Source organism: Ruegeria sp. AB5 (assembly GCF_056542645.1).
Map to the genome: position 1 here is coordinate 1 of NZ_JBQGAE010000023.1, position 17,180 is coordinate 17,180.

At 55.1% G+C, this 17,180-nt stretch carries 16 protein-coding genes and 1 pseudogene; 4 read left to right on the forward strand and 13 right to left on the reverse strand.

Annotation, left to right across the window (positions count from 1 at the left end):
* Window positions 1-240: 240 nt before the first annotated feature.
* Window positions 241-867 (reverse strand): LysE family translocator, encoded by a 627-nt coding sequence (locus tag ACR0L4_RS22085; protein WP_480515192.1) that lies wholly within the window; start codon window positions 865-867, stop codon window positions 241-243.
* A gap of 346 nt (window positions 868-1,213) precedes the next feature.
* On the opposite strand from ACR0L4_RS22085, the gene ACR0L4_RS22090 reads away from it, so the two are divergent.
* A complete protein-coding gene (locus tag ACR0L4_RS22090) occupies window positions 1,214-1,438 on the forward strand; it encodes a hypothetical protein (RefSeq protein WP_480515194.1) in 225 nt (74 codons plus the stop codon).
* A gap of 67 nt (window positions 1,439-1,505) precedes the next feature.
* Here the strand turns inward: ACR0L4_RS22090 and ACR0L4_RS22095 are convergent, their stop codons facing one another.
* Window positions 1,506-2,009, reverse strand: a complete 504-nt coding sequence (locus ACR0L4_RS22095; RefSeq protein ID WP_480515239.1) for a GNAT family N-acetyltransferase — start codon at window positions 2,007-2,009, stop codon at window positions 1,506-1,508.
* 197 nt (window positions 2,010-2,206) lie between these two features.
* Between ACR0L4_RS22095 and ACR0L4_RS22100 the strand changes: the two are divergent.
* Window positions 2,207-3,011 (forward strand): annotated as a pseudogene (locus ACR0L4_RS22100) (IS110 family RNA-guided transposase); the annotation flags it as partial.
* Between the two features lie 267 nt (window positions 3,012-3,278).
* Here ACR0L4_RS22100 and ACR0L4_RS22105 read toward each other — a convergent pair.
* The 4 genes from ACR0L4_RS22105 to ACR0L4_RS22120 all read right to left on the reverse strand — a co-directional run bounded on the left by ACR0L4_RS22105 (window position 3,279) and on the right by ACR0L4_RS22120 (window position 8,739).
* A complete protein-coding gene (locus ACR0L4_RS22105; protein WP_480515196.1) occupies window positions 3,279-4,463 on the reverse strand; it encodes an aminotransferase class I/II-fold pyridoxal phosphate-dependent enzyme in 1,185 nt (394 codons plus the stop codon).
* Between the two features lie 770 nt (window positions 4,464-5,233).
* Window positions 5,234-6,022 (reverse strand): hypothetical protein, encoded by a 789-nt coding sequence (locus ACR0L4_RS22110; RefSeq protein WP_480515198.1) that lies wholly within the window; start codon window positions 6,020-6,022, stop codon window positions 5,234-5,236.
* Between the two features lie 70 nt (window positions 6,023-6,092).
* The gene (locus ACR0L4_RS22115) at window positions 6,093-7,655 is read right to left on the reverse strand and encodes a cytochrome-c peroxidase (RefSeq protein WP_480515200.1); all 1,563 of its coding nucleotides are present in this window, start codon (window positions 7,653-7,655) and stop codon (window positions 6,093-6,095) included.
* A 124-nt stretch (window positions 7,656-7,779) separates the two neighbouring features.
* A complete protein-coding gene (locus ACR0L4_RS22120; protein ID WP_480515202.1) occupies window positions 7,780-8,739 on the reverse strand; it encodes a homocysteine S-methyltransferase family protein in 960 nt (319 codons plus the stop codon).
* Between the two features lie 149 nt (window positions 8,740-8,888).
* On the opposite strand from ACR0L4_RS22120, the gene ACR0L4_RS22125 reads away from it, so the two are divergent.
* Window positions 8,889-10,460 (forward strand): winged helix-turn-helix domain-containing protein, encoded by a 1,572-nt coding sequence (locus tag ACR0L4_RS22125; RefSeq protein ID WP_480515241.1) that lies wholly within the window; start codon window positions 8,889-8,891, stop codon window positions 10,458-10,460.
* 661 nt (window positions 10,461-11,121) lie between these two features.
* Here ACR0L4_RS22125 and ACR0L4_RS22130 read toward each other — a convergent pair.
* The 7 genes from ACR0L4_RS22130 to ACR0L4_RS22160 form a co-directional block, all read right to left on the reverse strand.
* The gene (locus ACR0L4_RS22130; protein ID WP_480515204.1) at window positions 11,122-11,595 is read right to left on the reverse strand and encodes a GNAT family N-acetyltransferase; all 474 of its coding nucleotides are present in this window, start codon (window positions 11,593-11,595) and stop codon (window positions 11,122-11,124) included.
* A gap of 45 nt (window positions 11,596-11,640) precedes the next feature.
* On the reverse strand, window positions 11,641-13,020 hold the full coding sequence (locus tag ACR0L4_RS22135) for an MATE family efflux transporter (RefSeq protein WP_480515206.1): 1,380 nt from the start codon (window positions 13,018-13,020) through the stop codon (window positions 11,641-11,643).
* Between the two features lie 93 nt (window positions 13,021-13,113).
* A complete protein-coding gene (locus ACR0L4_RS22140; RefSeq protein WP_480515208.1) occupies window positions 13,114-13,548 on the reverse strand; it encodes a carboxymuconolactone decarboxylase family protein in 435 nt (144 codons plus the stop codon).
* A 69-nt stretch (window positions 13,549-13,617) separates the two neighbouring features.
* Complete coding sequence (locus ACR0L4_RS22145; RefSeq protein ID WP_480515210.1) at window positions 13,618-14,259, reverse strand: class I SAM-dependent methyltransferase; 642 nt, start codon at window positions 14,257-14,259, stop codon at window positions 13,618-13,620.
* Between the two features lie 3 nt (window positions 14,260-14,262).
* The gene (locus tag ACR0L4_RS22150; RefSeq protein WP_480515212.1) at window positions 14,263-14,682 is read right to left on the reverse strand and encodes a DUF6326 family protein; all 420 of its coding nucleotides are present in this window, start codon (window positions 14,680-14,682) and stop codon (window positions 14,263-14,265) included.
* A 69-nt stretch (window positions 14,683-14,751) separates the two neighbouring features.
* A complete protein-coding gene (locus tag ACR0L4_RS22155) occupies window positions 14,752-15,186 on the reverse strand; it encodes a DUF6326 family protein (protein WP_480515214.1) in 435 nt (144 codons plus the stop codon).
* Window positions 15,187-15,261: 75 nt separating this feature from the next.
* Window positions 15,262-15,852, reverse strand: coding sequence for a class I SAM-dependent methyltransferase (locus ACR0L4_RS22160; protein ID WP_480515216.1), 591 nt, complete (start codon window positions 15,850-15,852; stop codon window positions 15,262-15,264).
* Between the two features lie 87 nt (window positions 15,853-15,939).
* Between ACR0L4_RS22160 and ACR0L4_RS22165 the strand changes: the two genes are divergently transcribed.
* A complete protein-coding gene (locus tag ACR0L4_RS22165; protein ID WP_480515218.1) occupies window positions 15,940-16,848 on the forward strand; it encodes a LysR family transcriptional regulator in 909 nt (302 codons plus the stop codon).
* The last annotated feature ends 332 nt before the right edge of the window (window positions 16,849-17,180 follow it).

Sequence of the window (17,180 nt, forward strand, 5' to 3'; positions counted from 1 at the left end):
CATGCTGAAACCTGTTGGAAAACAATACGCGGACAACAAACTTCGGAATCTGCAGGCTCGTCAATCCAGACCCAAAGTTTGCGACACAACCATGCACCCAAGAGAGCAAAGTCAATGACATCGCGGCTGAGCGCCCATTAACCACTTGGCATAAATCGGGAGGCACGCTCCTAAAGAATTCAGCCGGAAGGCGCGCGAAGGGCAGTTGAACTGAATCTTCTGCAATAGTGCATAGGTCGCTTATCTCTCCTGTAGCGCAAGCCGAACGCCCAATGCGCAGTAGATGCTACCAACAACCCTGCCCTGCCACCTGAGGACAGTCGGATTGCGGCGGAGGAAGCTGCCCAGGCCGCCTACTGCAACGGAATAGACGATAGTACTGAAGAAGCCGATCAGCGCGAATACGATCCCAAGAATGGTAAGTTGTGCGACCACAAGACCTCTTTCTGGCGCGACAAACTGAGGCAGAAACGCAAGGAAGAACAGCGCGGTCTTTGGGTTCAGTACTTCGGCAAGGATCGCCTGTCTGAAAGCTTGAGGTGCCGTGATTGGGACGCGGCCCTGGCCAATATCAACCGAAGCCTTATCGAATATCGCCTTCAATCCAAGGTAAACAAGATACGCCGCCCCAAGGTATTTCACGATGGTGAAAAGCGTAGCAGAAGCCGCGATGATCGCAGAAATACCGACTACTGCCATGATCGTGTGTAGAAAGTCGCCCGCTGTGATACCAGCACCCGTGGCAATTCCGACTTTCGTTCCAGACGTTGTGGCTCGCGCAACCGTCAAGAGGGTTGCGGGTCCTGGAATGAACACAAAGCCAAGTACGATCAACGAATAGGTCAGCAACGCTGCGGGGTCGATCATTCTGTTTTCTCCATGAGTTCTTGAGCTTTTAGCAATCCACAGGCTTCGAAGAATGACAAGCCCCAGAACAAGACGTTCGACGTACCCCGATCAATGAGCAAGTTGGGCTCAACGCGAACTTCAGCTTCAGCACGGCATCCGCCTGGGCCTGAGCGAACTGCTCCGCACCGACGGCCCGAACCGGCCCTAGTCCGAAGAGGCAAGATTCTCTAATCGCCGCCGGCATTGCAGCCGCCGGCAAACGCCCACCACCTGCCTGCGCTGGACCTCGGACGATCCAGCCAAAGAGATACCGGGCCGCGAGCGATCCAAGAACTGCAATAAGCAGATAACCGGAGCCCACCTCATGACCCGGATCGACGCCTCACCGACGGTCTTGGGATTTCTGGACACGCTCTCAATCTCGGTTGTTGCGGCTCTGGTCGCGCCAATTGTCGCCCAACGCGGCCTGCTTGAAGCCCAGGCAGTCATCGTGGCAGCGCTCGTCATGTTGGCGCTGCGGAGCGCGGTATGGGCAATGATCGCAAGAACGGCTAGCGCAGCAGTGTGGACTATTTTCGCGACCGTATGAGCCAACGTTCGTCGCACACGCGGGACGAATTTAATGAATAACTCAACAAACTCAGTTGAAGCAGATTCTACTTGCCGCCGGTTCGCCGAGTTGCCTTCATCGGTAATATTCGACCCCACGGAGTGTCTCGAGGAGGCCCAAATTCGCTAAATCCAGATTTCCTATATGCTGCGATTGCGCGCTTGTTTTCCGGGTCAGGATCAGTCGCGATCACCGGCACGCCCTCATCGAAGAGCGATTTCAGGCGCTCCGCAATAAATTCCGGGCCGTGACCCTTGCCTATCATATCAGTCTCACCGATGAACTGGTCGATACCCCGAGATCCTTGTGGAAGCTCAAATAAATGGTGGTTTTCCCATCCGTGGACTGTGTAATCCTGCATGTAGCCAAACGGTCGCCCGGACGCTGAGACAATCCACCGCGCAACGCGCGGATCTGCCAAGTCCTGTTCATTCCCGGGTTCAACAGCATCCCACCATTCGCGCACATGTGGCCGTGATTGCCACTCCAATAGCAAGCCAAGATCGGCCACTGTCGCGCGTCGAAAGGCGTATCCCGTGTTTGCTGCCATAGATTCACAATAGCGGATCAATCGTAGGACGGAATAGGCTCCGCACCGACCTCCGAAGCGACGCAAATTCTGATATCCATACTTTGCAATCTGTGTTGAGCACGGCCCAAAGCGGATGAGGTGGGTGGCTCCTGCTCCACCGGCATCGAATGTGTCAAAGTGCAGTTATCATCGACTGCTAGGAAAGGAGCCACCCAATGACAGTAAAGACCGTAGGCCTGGATTTGGCCAAGGATGTTTTTCAAGTGCACGGCATTTCAGAGAACGGCCGTGTTATTTTCAACAAGGCGAACAAGCGCGCGAAGCTGCTGACTTTTTTGAGATGCTACGGTCGGCATGGAAGCCTGCGGTTGATCCCATCATTGGGGTCGGCAGCTGCGCAAATTGGGGCGCGACGCGAAGCTCATGCCCGCTTGCTATGTCAAACCCTAGGTGAAGCGCGGCAAGAACGATGCCGTTGATGCCGAAGCAATCTGTGAAGCGGTCCGTCGACCAACTATGCGGTTTGTCGAGATCAAAACAGAAGAACAGCAAGCCATCCTCTCTATTCATCGGACACGAGATCTAGCCGTCCGGCGGTGCACTCAACTGGCCAACATGATCCGCAGTATTTTGCGCGAGTTTGGACATATATCGCCCATTGGGATCGAAGCAGTGACGGCCTTTGCACAGCGTCACCTTGATGGCGACCATCCAGAAATGCCAGAGATCGCGAAAGGCATGATCGGCATACAGTGCTACCAATTCCTCGGCCTGAACGCGCATCGACGGCTATTCGTAGATTATCGAACAACATGTCCTTCTGCATGCAGTCGCACGCCGAATAATGCGAATGCATTCACCATTGTGCTTGAACCCATGGCGCACAAATGGCTCATCATCGGGCCGATCACGGTACCAGCGATTGTCGCTACGATCGGCGATGCAAAACAGTTCCGGACCGGGCGCGATCTGGCGGCCTGGCTCGGAGTGACCCCACTCAACAAGTCTAGTGGCGGCAAGAGGGAGGGCCAGTGGCGACAATGCTGCCACGCAAACAGGCCGGACAGACGACAGTACTGACAAAATACCCGCAAACATCACCCAAAAATTCTTGCAATGCAGGATCCACCCGGAGGTGTGATTGCCGATATCGTCAAGTGCTGCGATGCAATTCAACGGACCGTTCATTCGCTACCGCTACAAAATCGGGTGCCGGTCGTATTCACAGATTGCGCATCAAAGCTGTCAATCAATCAAAACGCCTAAATCTCGATCCAACGCCAGTTTTCATTCCTGCATTCGGTTTGCGGCCGCCTGTAGTGCTGGCATTGCGTTTTCTATCATTTCGTCAGTTGCGGTTAGGCAAACTCGAAAGTCCGTCGGGCGATCAAAGACTGTTCCAGGCATAACGTAGACGCCACTTTTTCGAAGATATTCGGCAAAGGCTTCGCTGTCACCGCCCGGGGCCCGTCCCCATAAATAAAAGGTGCCTTCCGGTCTGGTCATATTGTATCCCCACTGGCTCAAAGCACCAAGCATTCGTTCGCGACGGTGCGTCAGTGCGGGAATGTCGATTGAGGCGTTTTCGAGGTCCTGCAGCGCATAGATCAGCGGAGCATCCGGTACATTCCAACCATCCGCCATCTGTACGGCAAACCGCAGCGTGCGAAGCTCTTCTCGCTCCGCTGCAGGCAAGTTTGGAGAGATCGCGAGGTAACCAAGACGCAACCCAGGTGCGAGAAGAATCTTCCCGTATGAGTAATCGATCAGCGTGTGCGGATACACAGCCGCCGGGCTTGTAAAGCCAATGCCGTCGAATCGAATACGGCGGTAAGGTTCGTCAGACAATATCCAAATTCGATGGCCGATCTCGGCTGATTTGGCTTCGAGCAGATCAGCGAGTTGTTGCAAATCTGAACGCGAGTATATGCGACCGGTCGGATTGTGAGGCGTGTTAACTACCAAGATCTTGGTCCGCGGAGTTATCGCTTTGGCTATGGCCTCCAGATCAAGCTCAAAGTTTTCTGGATTCAGCGGCACCTTTACCTCTTTGGCGTCGGCAGCGGCCAGCATCGGCCCATAGCAGAACCAGCCCGGCAACGGGACGAGGCATTCATCACCGGGTTCAAGAAGCATGGTGAAACACATCTTGATCGCCCCAAAGGCACCTTTGGTCAACGCAATGTCCTCAGATTCAAACGGTAAACCCAACTCTTCAGACAACGCGCCGGCCAAAAACGCACACGGGTCCGCTTCGTTGGTCTTATACGCAAACCAGTCAACACTTTGTGGTTCAGCGTGTGTCTTCAGCGCCTTGACCACACTGGGCAAAGGCATTTCGTGCGGATTGCCGAAAGTGAAATCAGCGACCGCAGGCGTTTCCTTTACCGCAGCATTGTAGGACGAAAAGAAGGCTTCGACCTTCCGGATGGAACGCGCAGCGGCGTTTGCTCGACTGGCCGTTGTGGACATTTAACTCTCCCTGCAAAGACATCGGCTGTGCGAGCACGGCAGGAATCCTGTAGTGTCGAACACAATATGGGTAGCCGACCTACAGATTTTTTTCAGCCTTTTTTGCCATTTGGTTTGTGCAAAACCAAAACCCACGTTGTGAAACCAATTCCAATCTAGTCATGAAACCGGCGCCCATCTCAGGGACCCGCACAGATGCGCCGACAATCTTGACTGGCGAAACGCTGACTATTCGAGAACAGCCAAGGGAATATTCTTAGTGTGAAGAACGCGTTCACTAGGAACAATTGAGTCACAGGCAGAATTGTGAAACTCGACTCGGATGCCCTTTCGTCGCGCTTGGTTTCTGAACAAGCGGAGGGCTTGGCTCTGAAACTAAACGTGCTTTTTTAACAGAAGGCTATTGCCGTATCCAAAGATGGCTTCCGCGCACGCGCGACATCCAAGCTGTCTCCAAGCACGAACTTGATCAGCGCTACGACCGCCTCAACAATACGCCACAGGAATGCCTCGGATGGATCATTCCAGTGAAGTGTTCCGTAAAAAGATGATGGAAGAGACGGGTCGGTCTGCCCAAGCTCTCGAACATTAGGAGTTACGGTTCAGATATCGCACACTATACTATCCAGTTTCGAAAAAGGTTTCGATTTTTCGCGAAGTCTTCTGCGCATCAGAGCACGGCAATGCTGTAGGATGATGAATGAGCACTCTGTGTTTGGATCGTGTCACACAGAGTGCTCAGAGGCGTCCAAGACCTTGCGTTGAGGGGACTACAGCCCTTGCCGTTTGGGTAGTGGAACATAGAGGTGGACGTGGGTGTTGGTCGAAAACTCCCCGGTGTCGGGGCCCCAAGTCTTTCCATCACTGTGCCAGGCAATGGCCAACTCTGAAATAAGCTGCTCGCCGGTAAGCTGCAGGCAGGGTGTTATGGTGCGGTGGAAACGCGCGCGACCGTTGGCATCAACTTTGAACGTGTTTTCTGAACCATCACGAGCGCCGAACGGCAGGTCATAGAATCCCTTGAACGGGTCGGTTGGCGGCCAGACGGCAAAGTCGTGCCACATCGTATAGAGACCGTTCGGCACAAGGTTTTCAAATCGGAAGTCTACTTCACCTGTGCCGTTTTCACAGTGGTAAGTGCCTTCACCTTTCGCCGCGAACCACTCTCCAAGAGTGATACCGAGCGGTTTACCTTTAGGCCAAGGCCCTGTGTTTTCGGTTTGAAGTGGCGTGTGCGGCACCGGATCTGCCGGGGCAAACAGAGGCGCTTTCATATCCCGTGTCGCAGCCGTTGGGCGGAAAACCTCGCCGGAACCTTGGACTTTTTCAAAAAAAACGTCCTGCTCGGTCAGCCCTTCATCTATGTGGAACATGAAGTTCAACGACATTGTCCGCTTCGCTTCATAAGCGGCCACAATGACGTTACCCTCGGACGCATGGTCAATCGGTCCGACAGGACCTCCGGAGTCAAAATCCGTGTGGCTGAAATCATCAGCAGCCGTAACGCCTGGAAGGGTCAGCGAAAGCAGAACGGTTGTCGTTTTAAGAATGCGAAGCATGGGAATCTCCTTTTCATTTTCGCAGGTTAGTCACTCGGAATCCAGTTAATGAACGCTGGCTGGGTGGTCTTCATGGTGCATTGTATTGAACGCCAACGTCGCGCACTGGCAAGTCGGTCGGTTGGTCAACGTTTTGGAACCGCACTGCATTCGTTTGACGGGTGGACGATGCGCGCTTCGGTTGTGGTGAAAGCCCGGACGGCACGCTGTCAGGTATGAGTGCAGACAGGTCAATCATCGTTGGGTCGGTCAACGCGTTGAGAAATGAGACAATGTCGGAGATCTCGGTATCTCCCATTGGTTTGGGCGCAAGATCGTTGGCTTCGGCAATACGGGAGCGCAATCGTTCAGAGTTGTGAACAAACCCGTCCCGCGCATCGAAGGCAGTTCGCCGCGCTGGATTGAGCGGGCGAAAGATCAGAACGGATCCACTTCCAGTCTGCTCGATTACGTCGTCGATCCGCTGCAAACGCGGCATGTCATAGGCTTCAAGGCTTTCCAAAGGAACGGCATGATGCCGGACTACATCTTCGAGCGTTTCATACGCTCCACTGTGCCCCCATGGCCCCGTCAAAGCGACGTTGACCAGTGACGGTGTGCGGAACCGAAACAGATCCTCGACCTCGAAGGTCACGCGATAGCGCCCCTCATCCTCGACACGGTCCATAAAGCCAGTGGCCCGCCAGAAGCTTGTGTCCCTGCCGTGACCTTTTCCCGGACCGATCTGTGGCATCGCAATTGCGTGAAACTCATGATCCGTAAAAAGCGGTCCGTTGTGGCATTCCGCACATCCAGCAGAGCCGAAAAACAAATCCATACCCCTTCGAGCGCTGTCCGAAAAAACTGAAAAATCCGAAGATGCCAAGGCGCGATGAAACGGGCTGCCTTCGGATCGGAACGCCACGCTTTGAAAAGCTGCAAGGGCTTTTGCAGCTTGACTGAAGGTTATCTGATCCGGTCCGAAAGCCTCCTCAAATAGGCGCTGATATTCGGGAACACCGCTCAATCGTTCAGCGATCAGATCCCACGCGTCTGTTATCCGATCTTCTGCTACTGCGGTTGCGATCAGGTTCTCTCCCTTCTGGCCGGCCATTTCGATAGGCGACAGAACAGGGAACATAGCCTGCGCAGTCAGCGCGTTGTGCAGTCCTGCGGGCAGGTGTTCGCGCGCGGGGCTCCAGAAACCGCTTTGAAACGTTCGTTGATCATCGGGCTCAAGCCTTCCATCATGGAACATGCGCGTGTAACTTCTTGCGCCAATATTGTAGAGCGGCTGAGCATTGCGTGGAACGCGTCCGATTACGCCGTCTTGCGTCTTGCGCTCGTGACCAGCGCCGACACCGCCTTCGCCAATCCCAAGTGCCAATCCGTCCCCGGTGCCCAGCGCAGGGTCGTGACAAGTTCCGCAGGAAATGTTGCGGTTGCCCGACAAAATGGGATCAAAGAAGAGGTTTTGCCCAAGAATGACCAGCGCCGGATCAGGATTTCCATCCCACAGAAAATCTGTATCTGTCAGAGTCGCAGGTAAGGATTGAACGTCGGCCCGTGCGTCCGGACCTGCCATCACAGTTGCCAGGCAAATTAACGAAATCGTCAGATTTACCGAGCGTTTGGTGGAATGTGAAAGAGTCATGTCAATTTCCTTCGCGAGCTGACGGCTCATGGCACCGGGTCGAGACAGGTGAAGGTTGGCGCGTCACACAAACCGTCGGGAGCGTGAGCGCCAGAACAACCGTCTCGAGAACCGTTGCGGCGGGTCAGCGATGCGCCAAACAAGCGCTACCGATGGAAGAAACATGGCGGTGGTCGGTGCCACAGCACCCGCCAACCACCGCAAGATTTGGCAGCAGTTTCTGCAGGCGAGTATAATCCTGCCCCAACTCCTGAGGGTCGCCAGGATCAAGTTCTTCCGCCTCATCCAGTTCAGCGTGGCTTTGGCGAGACGCATTGGCACGGATACCACGAATACGATCCACCCAATCGCCGCCCGACCTCAGTACGTCTTCAAAGTGATCCGGGTGTGCGCAGTTGATCATGTAATAGGCCGGCGCATTGCCCGTTGCCGTATCGACCTGTTCAATTGCCTCGCCAAGCGGTTGACCCGTGGGAAGGTTACCGTCGGTTTCAACGGTGAAGGCCAACGCCACTGGAGTGCTTTCGGCGACCGCAGCCCGTGCGATTCCGGCGGCTTCCTCGGCGTGCGTCATCGTGATCGCGGTGATCATATCCGCACCCGCTTCGACAAGCGCCTTGATTTGATGCCGGTGATAGGCTTGCGCCTCGGCTACGGTCAAAAGCTCTGCCGGGTTGTATCCGTCGCCGCGTGGACCGACGCATCCGCTGATCACCATCGGCGTGTCAGCCGTTTCGTGGGCGTTGCGCAGCGTACGCATCATGAAAATCGCGGCCTTGTTAAAGGCGGCCACGTCGTCCGCGCTGTATCCCAACAGCTTTCCCCAGTCTGTGCTGGCCCGCCATGTGGGACTTTCGAGGACAAACCCCATGCCCAGTGACTTGGCGATCCCGATGTGGCGTTCGAAATATTCGGTAAGGGCTGCTTTGCCAGCATCATTCTTTAGCAAATCGAATGCTGCAAAGTGAGGCAGGTCGATCCCGTCCAGAAAAATCAGCGTCGTTTCAATTCCGCCATCGCTGAGAAAAAGGTCTCCATTCAATTGCGGCAGCTTTTCACGGTTTGGTTTGGTTTCGAAGTTCATTTTTTGGTTCCTTCATTTGAAGCGGCAAAACGAACTTGAGGGGCATTCGGCTGCGTTGCTTGACCGGAGCTTGACCTAAGCTTGACTGCAACTTGTCTTTTTATGACTGAACTTTGGCGAATGGACGCCAATCGGTTTATGCTCAAAGCATGATCTACGCGGTCGAAGATCTCATCCTGGACACGGAACGGCGTGAATTAACCCGCGCTGGTACAGCTTTGCAGCCGGAACCTCTGGTCCTCGATCTTTTGATTTTGCTTGTCGAAAACCATCACCGCGTGGTCGACCGGGATGAGTTAATCGAGAAAATCTGGAAGGGTCGGATCGTTTCGGACTGGGCTATTGCCAGCCGGGTAAAACGCTTGCGCCAGCTGCTGAGCGACGATGGCAAAACCCAATCAATTGTCCAGACATTGAGAGGACGCGGATTTCGGATCGCTGGCGAGGTGCGATTGTCAGCCCCTGCAACGCCCATGTCATCCATCGAGGAGGTAGATACAACAGCGTCATTGCAATCCCGATCCATACTGCCGGACGGAGATCAGCCCTCCATAGCCGTCCTTCCCTTTAGGACCTACGGTGGAGAAGAAATCCACCAATCACTCTCGGAAGCAGTGCCGCGTGAATTAACCACTGCATTGGCCTCGCTGCGTTGGATCAAAGTAATCGCTCCGGGATCCAGCTTTCGGTTTCGCGGACCTGCCGTGGACGTCCGATCTGTCGGAGCGCTTTTGGGCGCGCGCTACTGCTTGAGTGGGACAATTGAAATCTCTGGTCGATTGATGATCATAGACGCAGAATTGTCGGACACACGTAACCGACAGATCATCTGGGCCACTCGAAAGCAGGCAGGGATTGATGACATCAGTGAGCTGCGGGCACAAATCGTTGCCAGTGTAATGGCAGTGGCCGAACTTGAAATTCCGCAACATGAGGTAAGCCTGCTCGATCTTTCAGAATTCGAAGAGTTCAGTGCCTGGGCGGCAATGCACTGCGGGTTCCAAGAGATGTATAAATTCACCCGCCAAAGCTGTGCCCGCGCGATGTCGTTTTTCGAGACTGCACTTGAGAAGGACCCGACAATGGCGAGATCCCATGCCGGCATGTCCTTCGCAAAGTTTAACTCGGCATTTATGCGGTATAGCCCTAATCCGCAGGACGATGTGTTGGATGCGACGCGCCATGCAGAACGTGCAGTGAGCCTTCAGCCAAGAGACCCGTTCGCCAACTTTGTTATGGGGCGCAGCCACTGGTTGCGGGACGATCCAGAAGGATCAATGTTCTGGTTCCGCGCAGGTGTTGACGCCAGTCCGAACCATGCGATGAGCCACTATGGTAAGAGCTGGGCTGAAGTCTTTACCGGAGACTATGACAGCGCATCCATGTCAACTCATCTTGCACTTGACCGGAGCCCACTTGACCCCATGCGCCCTGGCATGACGGGTACAAATATGTGGGTCAATCTGGGCCGAGAAAACTATCCCGAGGCTGTGAAATGGGCTGAAACGGCGGCGCGCGTTCCTTGGTCTCATGCCGGCATGGCGTTTTTTGCGGCTATGAGCAATTGGATAAACGGCAATGAAGAAAGAGCGCGTTTTTGGGTGGTTGAGTCCAGACGCCGGAAACCGGATTTTGATGCACAACACTTGGAGCCGCTGGTTCCTTCTTACCATCAAGAATTCAATGAATTGGTTAAACGTGCCGTCGGGGTTTTGCTTTGACCAACTCAACAACGTATTTGAGTTGTTCCAGGCGGCGAAGCCTCCAAAAGACCTGCCAACCACTTCGGGAACGGGCAATTTAACTAACCGACTGCTTGCCAAAAGCAGTGTTGGGTTGCTCGTTTCATGCTATGATTAGACAGTCGCCTCCTTGTTGAAACGGCGCTTGTAGAGAGTAGGTTTGTAGGATTGGAACGTATGGGCAAACCGCTTCCGGAGCGTTCTGGTGAGAACTTTCGGACATAGCAAACTCTGTCGCCGCCAAGATCATTGCAGAAGCAGGCGCTTGTTATGAAGAATTCAAGATCAACTGGTTGCTGGACGTGGCCAAGTTCAGTTTTTGTTAGGGCTGAGAATTGCGAGGAGTAGTCCGTCGTTAGGGCTCTCTTCACGGACGTTAGTCAAACACGAGAACCACAGGCAAATTGTAATGAAAACATACTTTGATCACAAACTCCTATTCTTCACCTGGCCAAAGTTGCATTTACTGTAGACTGACAAGACGGCCCAATGCGGCCATCCAACGACTGTTTCCAATGCTGCAGCTGCAGCCCGCAAACCGGCCGTTCGCATGGGGTCGTTTTGTCTCAGCAGACACTGCGCATTCATTGCACGTGACGGTGACCTGAGACGGCCACAAGTACAAACAGCGGCGTTCAAATCACTCTGTGTTGAGACGAAACTTCATGAACTTGGCCCCGTCATAATCGACATCGCCAACGTGCTTGGCACCCAGTCTTCTTAACGCTCCAAGGTTTTTCCTTGAGGGCGGCAGCAGAAAAGTCACAAATGGAATCCGGTCGTCAGCGGTGGCGAAATCTAAGGCTTTCTTTGATATGGGTCTGCCAAGACCGAACGCATCTGGCCGCAAGACAAGACCGAAGTCCCACTCGTCCCCTTCTTTTTGAAAACCACCCCACCCAACGTATTTTCCATCGACCAGAAACGCCCAGTGCCCCAGCCCGTCGCGAGCCCAGTATTCCTCCTTCATTTTGACAAACTTGGTCGCCGTCTTGGTGTCCCACCCACCTGTCAGAAGTGGCATGTGTTCGGCAACTCTCGGATCAGACATGTGCGCCGCGATATCAGATGGCGCTACATCCGTTAGTCGGAAGAAAGTGATTTCGCGTTTCAATGTGGGGTCCCTTGCTTTCCTTGAGGTGCGTATCCGTAACATGTCTCATTCAGGCATGTGGAAGATGCCCCACTTTTGTTTCGTGTTTCGAGAAGTCTTCCACAACACCAACGCGGTTAAGCCTAACAGCATCACTTCGGCTAACGGACCAGCATACCAAATGCCCACTTCTCCGAAGAAAACGGGCAACACAAATGTTAGAGGGATTGCAAAGGCGTAAGGTTTGGTTAGCCCCAAGAGCGCTGCCTTGCCCGCAAATCCGATCGCCTGAAAGTGCGCCGCTATGATCATCAGTGGACCCGTCAGGAAAAACAGACATGTCATGATTGGTAGTATCCGCGCAACTTCCGCGATGACGGCGCCTTCATCGACAAAGGCGCTAGCGATCTGGCTGGGCATTGCCATCATGACGACTTGCACCACGCAGCAAAAGCCAAAGGCAGCCCAAAGTGCGATGCGCAAACTTGCATCGGATCGGTGCCAGAGTTCGGCACCGTAGTTGTTGCCCGTGATCGTCTGCATCGCAAAGGACAAACCGAGCAATGGCAAAACGACAAAAGTGATGACCCGGGTGATGATCCCGTAAGCGGTGATGGTATCCGCGTAGCCCGGTTGACCAACCCATTGCAGCATTGCGATGACGGCTGCTGCTCCAAGCGAGATTCCGATGAAGTTCAGGCTTTGAGGTGCACCCAATGCGAGGATGCGCGGCCAATTTGCCAGCAAAGAATGCGAGAGCAGAGTTGAAGGACGCAGCTCTGTGTTGCCGCTCAAACGGAACGCAAGAATAACAGCCAAGGCAAGCGCTTGTGCCGCTGCGGTGCCATAGGCTGCCCCCGCCACGCCCATATTCAGAAGGGCGATCAGCACGAAATTGAACCCGATATTGGCAACTGACACGATCAGTCCCGTGACTGTCATGAAGGCAACGTGCCCTTCGTTGCGCAGCGCGTCCGAGTTGACTCGCACCAAAAAGAGCAAAGGCGAGAAAAGGACAGTGATCTGCAAATAGATCAAACCCATATCAGCCAGCGTCTGTGAACCCGCTGCGGCCAATTGAGTGATCGGACGTCCGAAGGCGTAGAACAAAACGATGAGGACCAATCCGAGCCCCAAGGCCAATCCATGCGCACCCGCGAATGTAGCCCGAGCTCCATCGAGGTCGCCCGCGCCAAGCGACCGCGCCAAGAGGCTCGACATACCGTTTGCGACCAATGTCGATACGGCAACGATCAGCATATAGAATGGAAACATCAACGTGACGGCGGCCAACGCGACCGGCCCGACATAGAAGCCAAGAAAGACAGCATCAGTAACCGACAAGAGGCCGTTCATCGCCATGACGAAGATGATCGGCAATGCGGTCCTCAGGTAGATGGTGCCAAGCGACCCCTCTGTGAATCTATTTTTTCGGACTTCCGTCATGCCCCTTAGCTTTCTTTTTGTTGCCAGTTAACAACGGCAGGGCCCAGAAAACCGGGCCCTACAGTGCCTACAATAGGCCCTTGGCGTCTTAGGTCAGTGCTTTGATCTCTGAATCCTGTTCCAGAGATTGATCAATCCGATATCTGCCGTAATGGTGGTGATGTCCTCGTCGGAGAAGTGTTCGCGCAATTCTGTTCGGAGCGCGGACAGGTCCTCATTGCGGTCCAGGTAGGTCAGGGCTTCGGTCCAGGCGAGTACCGTTTGCTCAGCCGGTGAGAAGTGATCTACCTCTCGCCAGACGACCAGAGTGTCCAGCTTGGCCTCGGATATCCCAATCTTCCGCGCCTGCTTCAAATGCAAATCGACGCAATAGGCACATCGATTGATTTGTGAGGCGCGAAGTTCGATCAGAACCGAGAGCGCATGATCTAGGCCGTGCTGCGCCATGAGCGCGTGGGTCTGGCCCAGGTGACCGAAGACCTCAGGCTGGTTTGCTTCGTGGTTCAGAGGAGTAAGAGTGTCCTTCATTCGTTTGTCCATTCTTGGATTTGGGTTGGTGCGGAAAATTTAAGCAGGCCCGACGCGCCAGCCGTGGGATCAGTCCCTGTGTCTACGCGCGATCATCGTCGCTGCAGGACCTCCCGACGGTGGAATCTTCACGTCGCATGTCATGGTGCTTCGTATGTGTGCCTCGACCCTGCCGACATTGAGAAACCGGCCTGTTCCGCGGGACGAAAGACGCTTTTGCATCATCCAGTCCCAGACGCCTCGCGGCGGTCTCTCGGCACAGAACGTCAAACAGAGTAACCCTCCGGGTCGCAACACACGGCATAATTCTTCCAAGGCAGTGTTTGGTTCAGGCACAGTTTCGATCGCCCATGCACAGGTCACGATGTCGAAGCACGCATCGATAAATGGCAAAGCTTCAAGCTGGCAGCGGCTTGTCTCTACTGGCAAGTCGACGCAATGCGCGAGCATGGCTCGCGAAGGCTCCAGCAATGTAATTTGCTCGGGCGTGACGCCTTCAGCCAAAAGGCGGCGCGCAAACCGGCCCGTTCCGCAACCCGCATCAAGGAGCCGCGATTTGGGCGACATCGCGACCCGAACTGCGGCCTCAAGTGCAGCTTGCGCTTCGCCTCCGGACATCCGCAACCAGCGTTGGTGAAGCTTGTCGTAGACGGGGGCTAGGCGATCATACAGACTGACCATTCCGTCATTAGGGTTGGCGAAGTAAGTCATTGGTCAGCTCCTGACCACGTTGGACTTGGATTGCGCTAAAGATTGCGCGGGCCAGCGCCAGGCGGTCCCGACGATGCCTGCTATTGCAACGAGTTGCAGAACCAGATGATAGACGTCATCCAGGTCCATTGGAGCAGGCGGGATCATCGTGATCGTTGTGATGAGGGCCGCGAGAAAAGTGACCGGTCGCAGAAAGCGGCGCTCCAGAAGAAGTGAAAGTGGCACCATCGAGATCGGCACCGAGACCACGATACCGCCCAGCAGCATCAACTCGGGCGTGATGTCCATGCCGTTGAAGCGGCCGGTCATGATGCTCTCGATAAAGCCGGGCATCACGAACTGATGGAGGTCCCGAAATATGATGTTGAGCAGGATGAACAGCCAAAGGCTCGCAATCACGAGATGTGGGTCAAATTTGCGCATGGTGAACCGCTTTCATTCGTCATAAGGATAAGGGTCCCCGCAGTGTGCGTGCGATGCGGGGAAGTCAGCTTAGAACGGGCTCGGATATGACGGCTGGATCGCGGCAGACTGCGCGGCAAACCGTGTCCAACCGAACCAGACGATGGCCGCCAACGTCGCCAAGACAATGACCAAGAATAGCACATCGTCAGGATCAATCGGCGGCGTGAAGAGCACGAGCGCCGTTGTGAACACCGCAGCAATGGCATTCACGATCCGCAGCGCACGGCGCGGCAAAACATGCGGCAGAAGCACCATGAGGATCATGACTTCGACCGCGATCCCGCCGTAGAGCAGCAACTCGTCGGTGATCTCTTGACCGAACATCTCGCCCGCGATGATCCAGTCCATGTAGCCGGGTGACAGAAACTGATGAATGTCGCGGAAGATAATGTTCATCAGCAGGAAGACCCACAGCACTGACAATATGGTGCGAGGGTTTTGGGGGTATAATTGTGTGTGCATGGCGTTCTTTCATGTTGGAGTGGCTTAGGCGGGGCGCCGTGCCACGATGAAGGGGTTCATCCGGCCTTTTCCGAATTACTGGTGCTCCACGAGGTCAAACCCTGCGCGCAGGAGCGCGCGGTTAAGGTCAGCTTTGCTGAGGACGGTGACAGGCGGCGCCAATCCAATTGCGCCGAGGGCTCGAACGAACGGACGAATGACGGTAGAGGCATCGCCCAGGCAGACCGTCTTCGACAGAAAGAACCCGCCAGGTTTGAGTTGGGTGTAAACAGAATCCAAGACCCCGGGCACGTCTTCCACGAGGTGGAGTAGGCTGAAGCTCATAACAGCATCAAAGTGAGCTTCGTAAAGCGTCTCAGATGCATCCGCTCGGACAAACCTTGCGTTGGTGACGTCAGTGGCGCGCCGCTTATCCTCGGCGATTTCGATCATTCCACGGGAGATGTCGGTCGCCACGATATCTGCCACGTTGGGCGCGAGGTAAAGCGCCGTGCTGCCGGTTCCGCAGCCGATTTCCAGAACCCGATCCTTGGCTCCCAAGAGCGCTCGGACGTGGTTCAGTTTCTGGCGGTAGGCCTCCTCATCCCTTACGGGCTTGGCAGCGTATTTCGGCGCAATCCGGTCCCAGAAGGATGCGGTCTTGGGATATGGAATGTTGCTTTGCATGGTGCGTCTCCGTGTTAGACGCAGAGATAGCTGTGCGCAGAGAAACAGTGGATTGCCGAAATTCCTACATTTGCTATACGTTCATGAATGAACTGGGATGCGATCTCTTTTGACTGGAACCAGGTCCGCGCCTTTCTTGCGACCGTCGAAGAAGGATCGTTCAGCGGTGCGGCACGCGCCTTGAAGACAACCCAGCCGACCATCGGCCGACAGATTTCTGACCTGGAGGCCAAGCTTGGTGTCACATTGGTGGAACGCAGCGTGCGTGGGCCTACGTTAACGGAGACCGGACGCGAATTGCTCGATCATGTGCGCGGCATGGGAGACATGGCGACGCTGATTTCTATGGTGGCCACCGGCAAGTCGCAGGAGGTGACCGGGGAGGTCACCGTGACGGCGACAGATCTGTTGTCCGCGGCAATCCTGCCAGGTCTCCTGTGCCCGCTTCGTGAGACGGCACCCGGCATTCGCGTCCGCATCGTGGCGTCAAGCGACGTGCAGAACCTCACTCAACGGGAGGCGGACATTGCAATCCGCCACGTCCGGCCGGAGCAAACCGATCTTATCGCGCGGCATGTAGGGGATTTTCGCGCCAATCTTTATGCGGCGACCACTTATCTTGACCGTGTGGCCCGCCCGAAGACCGCGCACGACATCGCGGCCCATGACTTTGTTGGCAACGCAGATCCCGAGCGGCTTATGGCCCCGCTCCACAACATGGGCGTTCCTGTCCGCGCGGATCGTTTCGTGATGTCAAGCGAAAGCGGCGTGGTCGCCTGGGAGTTGGTTAAGGCCGGCTACGGTGTTTCGATGCAGCCAGAAGTACTGGGCGATGCTGAGGCGGGCGTTGAGAAAGTACTGGCTGAGTTTCCATCTCTTGAGTTTCCAATTTGGTTAGTAACCCACAGAGAGTTGCAAACCAGCCGCCGCATTCGTATCGTTTTTGACCTTCTGGCACGCGGCTTGTCCACGGCCGCTCGCGGCGCCAGTGACTAAGTCCGTGGAAGCCCCACGACAGGCTGAAGCTGCGCCTGAAGTCCAACGGTCACATTGTTCTGGAGGTCACCCAGTGATCACCGGATCTCGCCATTCGTGGCCAAATCGACAGTTTCCTCACGACCGTTCAGTCATATCCTTGCGTCGTGAAGTGAGAGTGCATGATGCTATGCAGGGCGTTGTTCCAGAATTCGGATCCGGCCCGAAGCTGTCGTCGGCCCCAAGGAACCCATGCTGCGCAGCGGCCCGTGGAACCGGACTTTCGCCGCTGACGCACAATCAAGATCAGATCGAACTCACAGAACGCGGAGAGGCTGTGTGAAAACACCCTT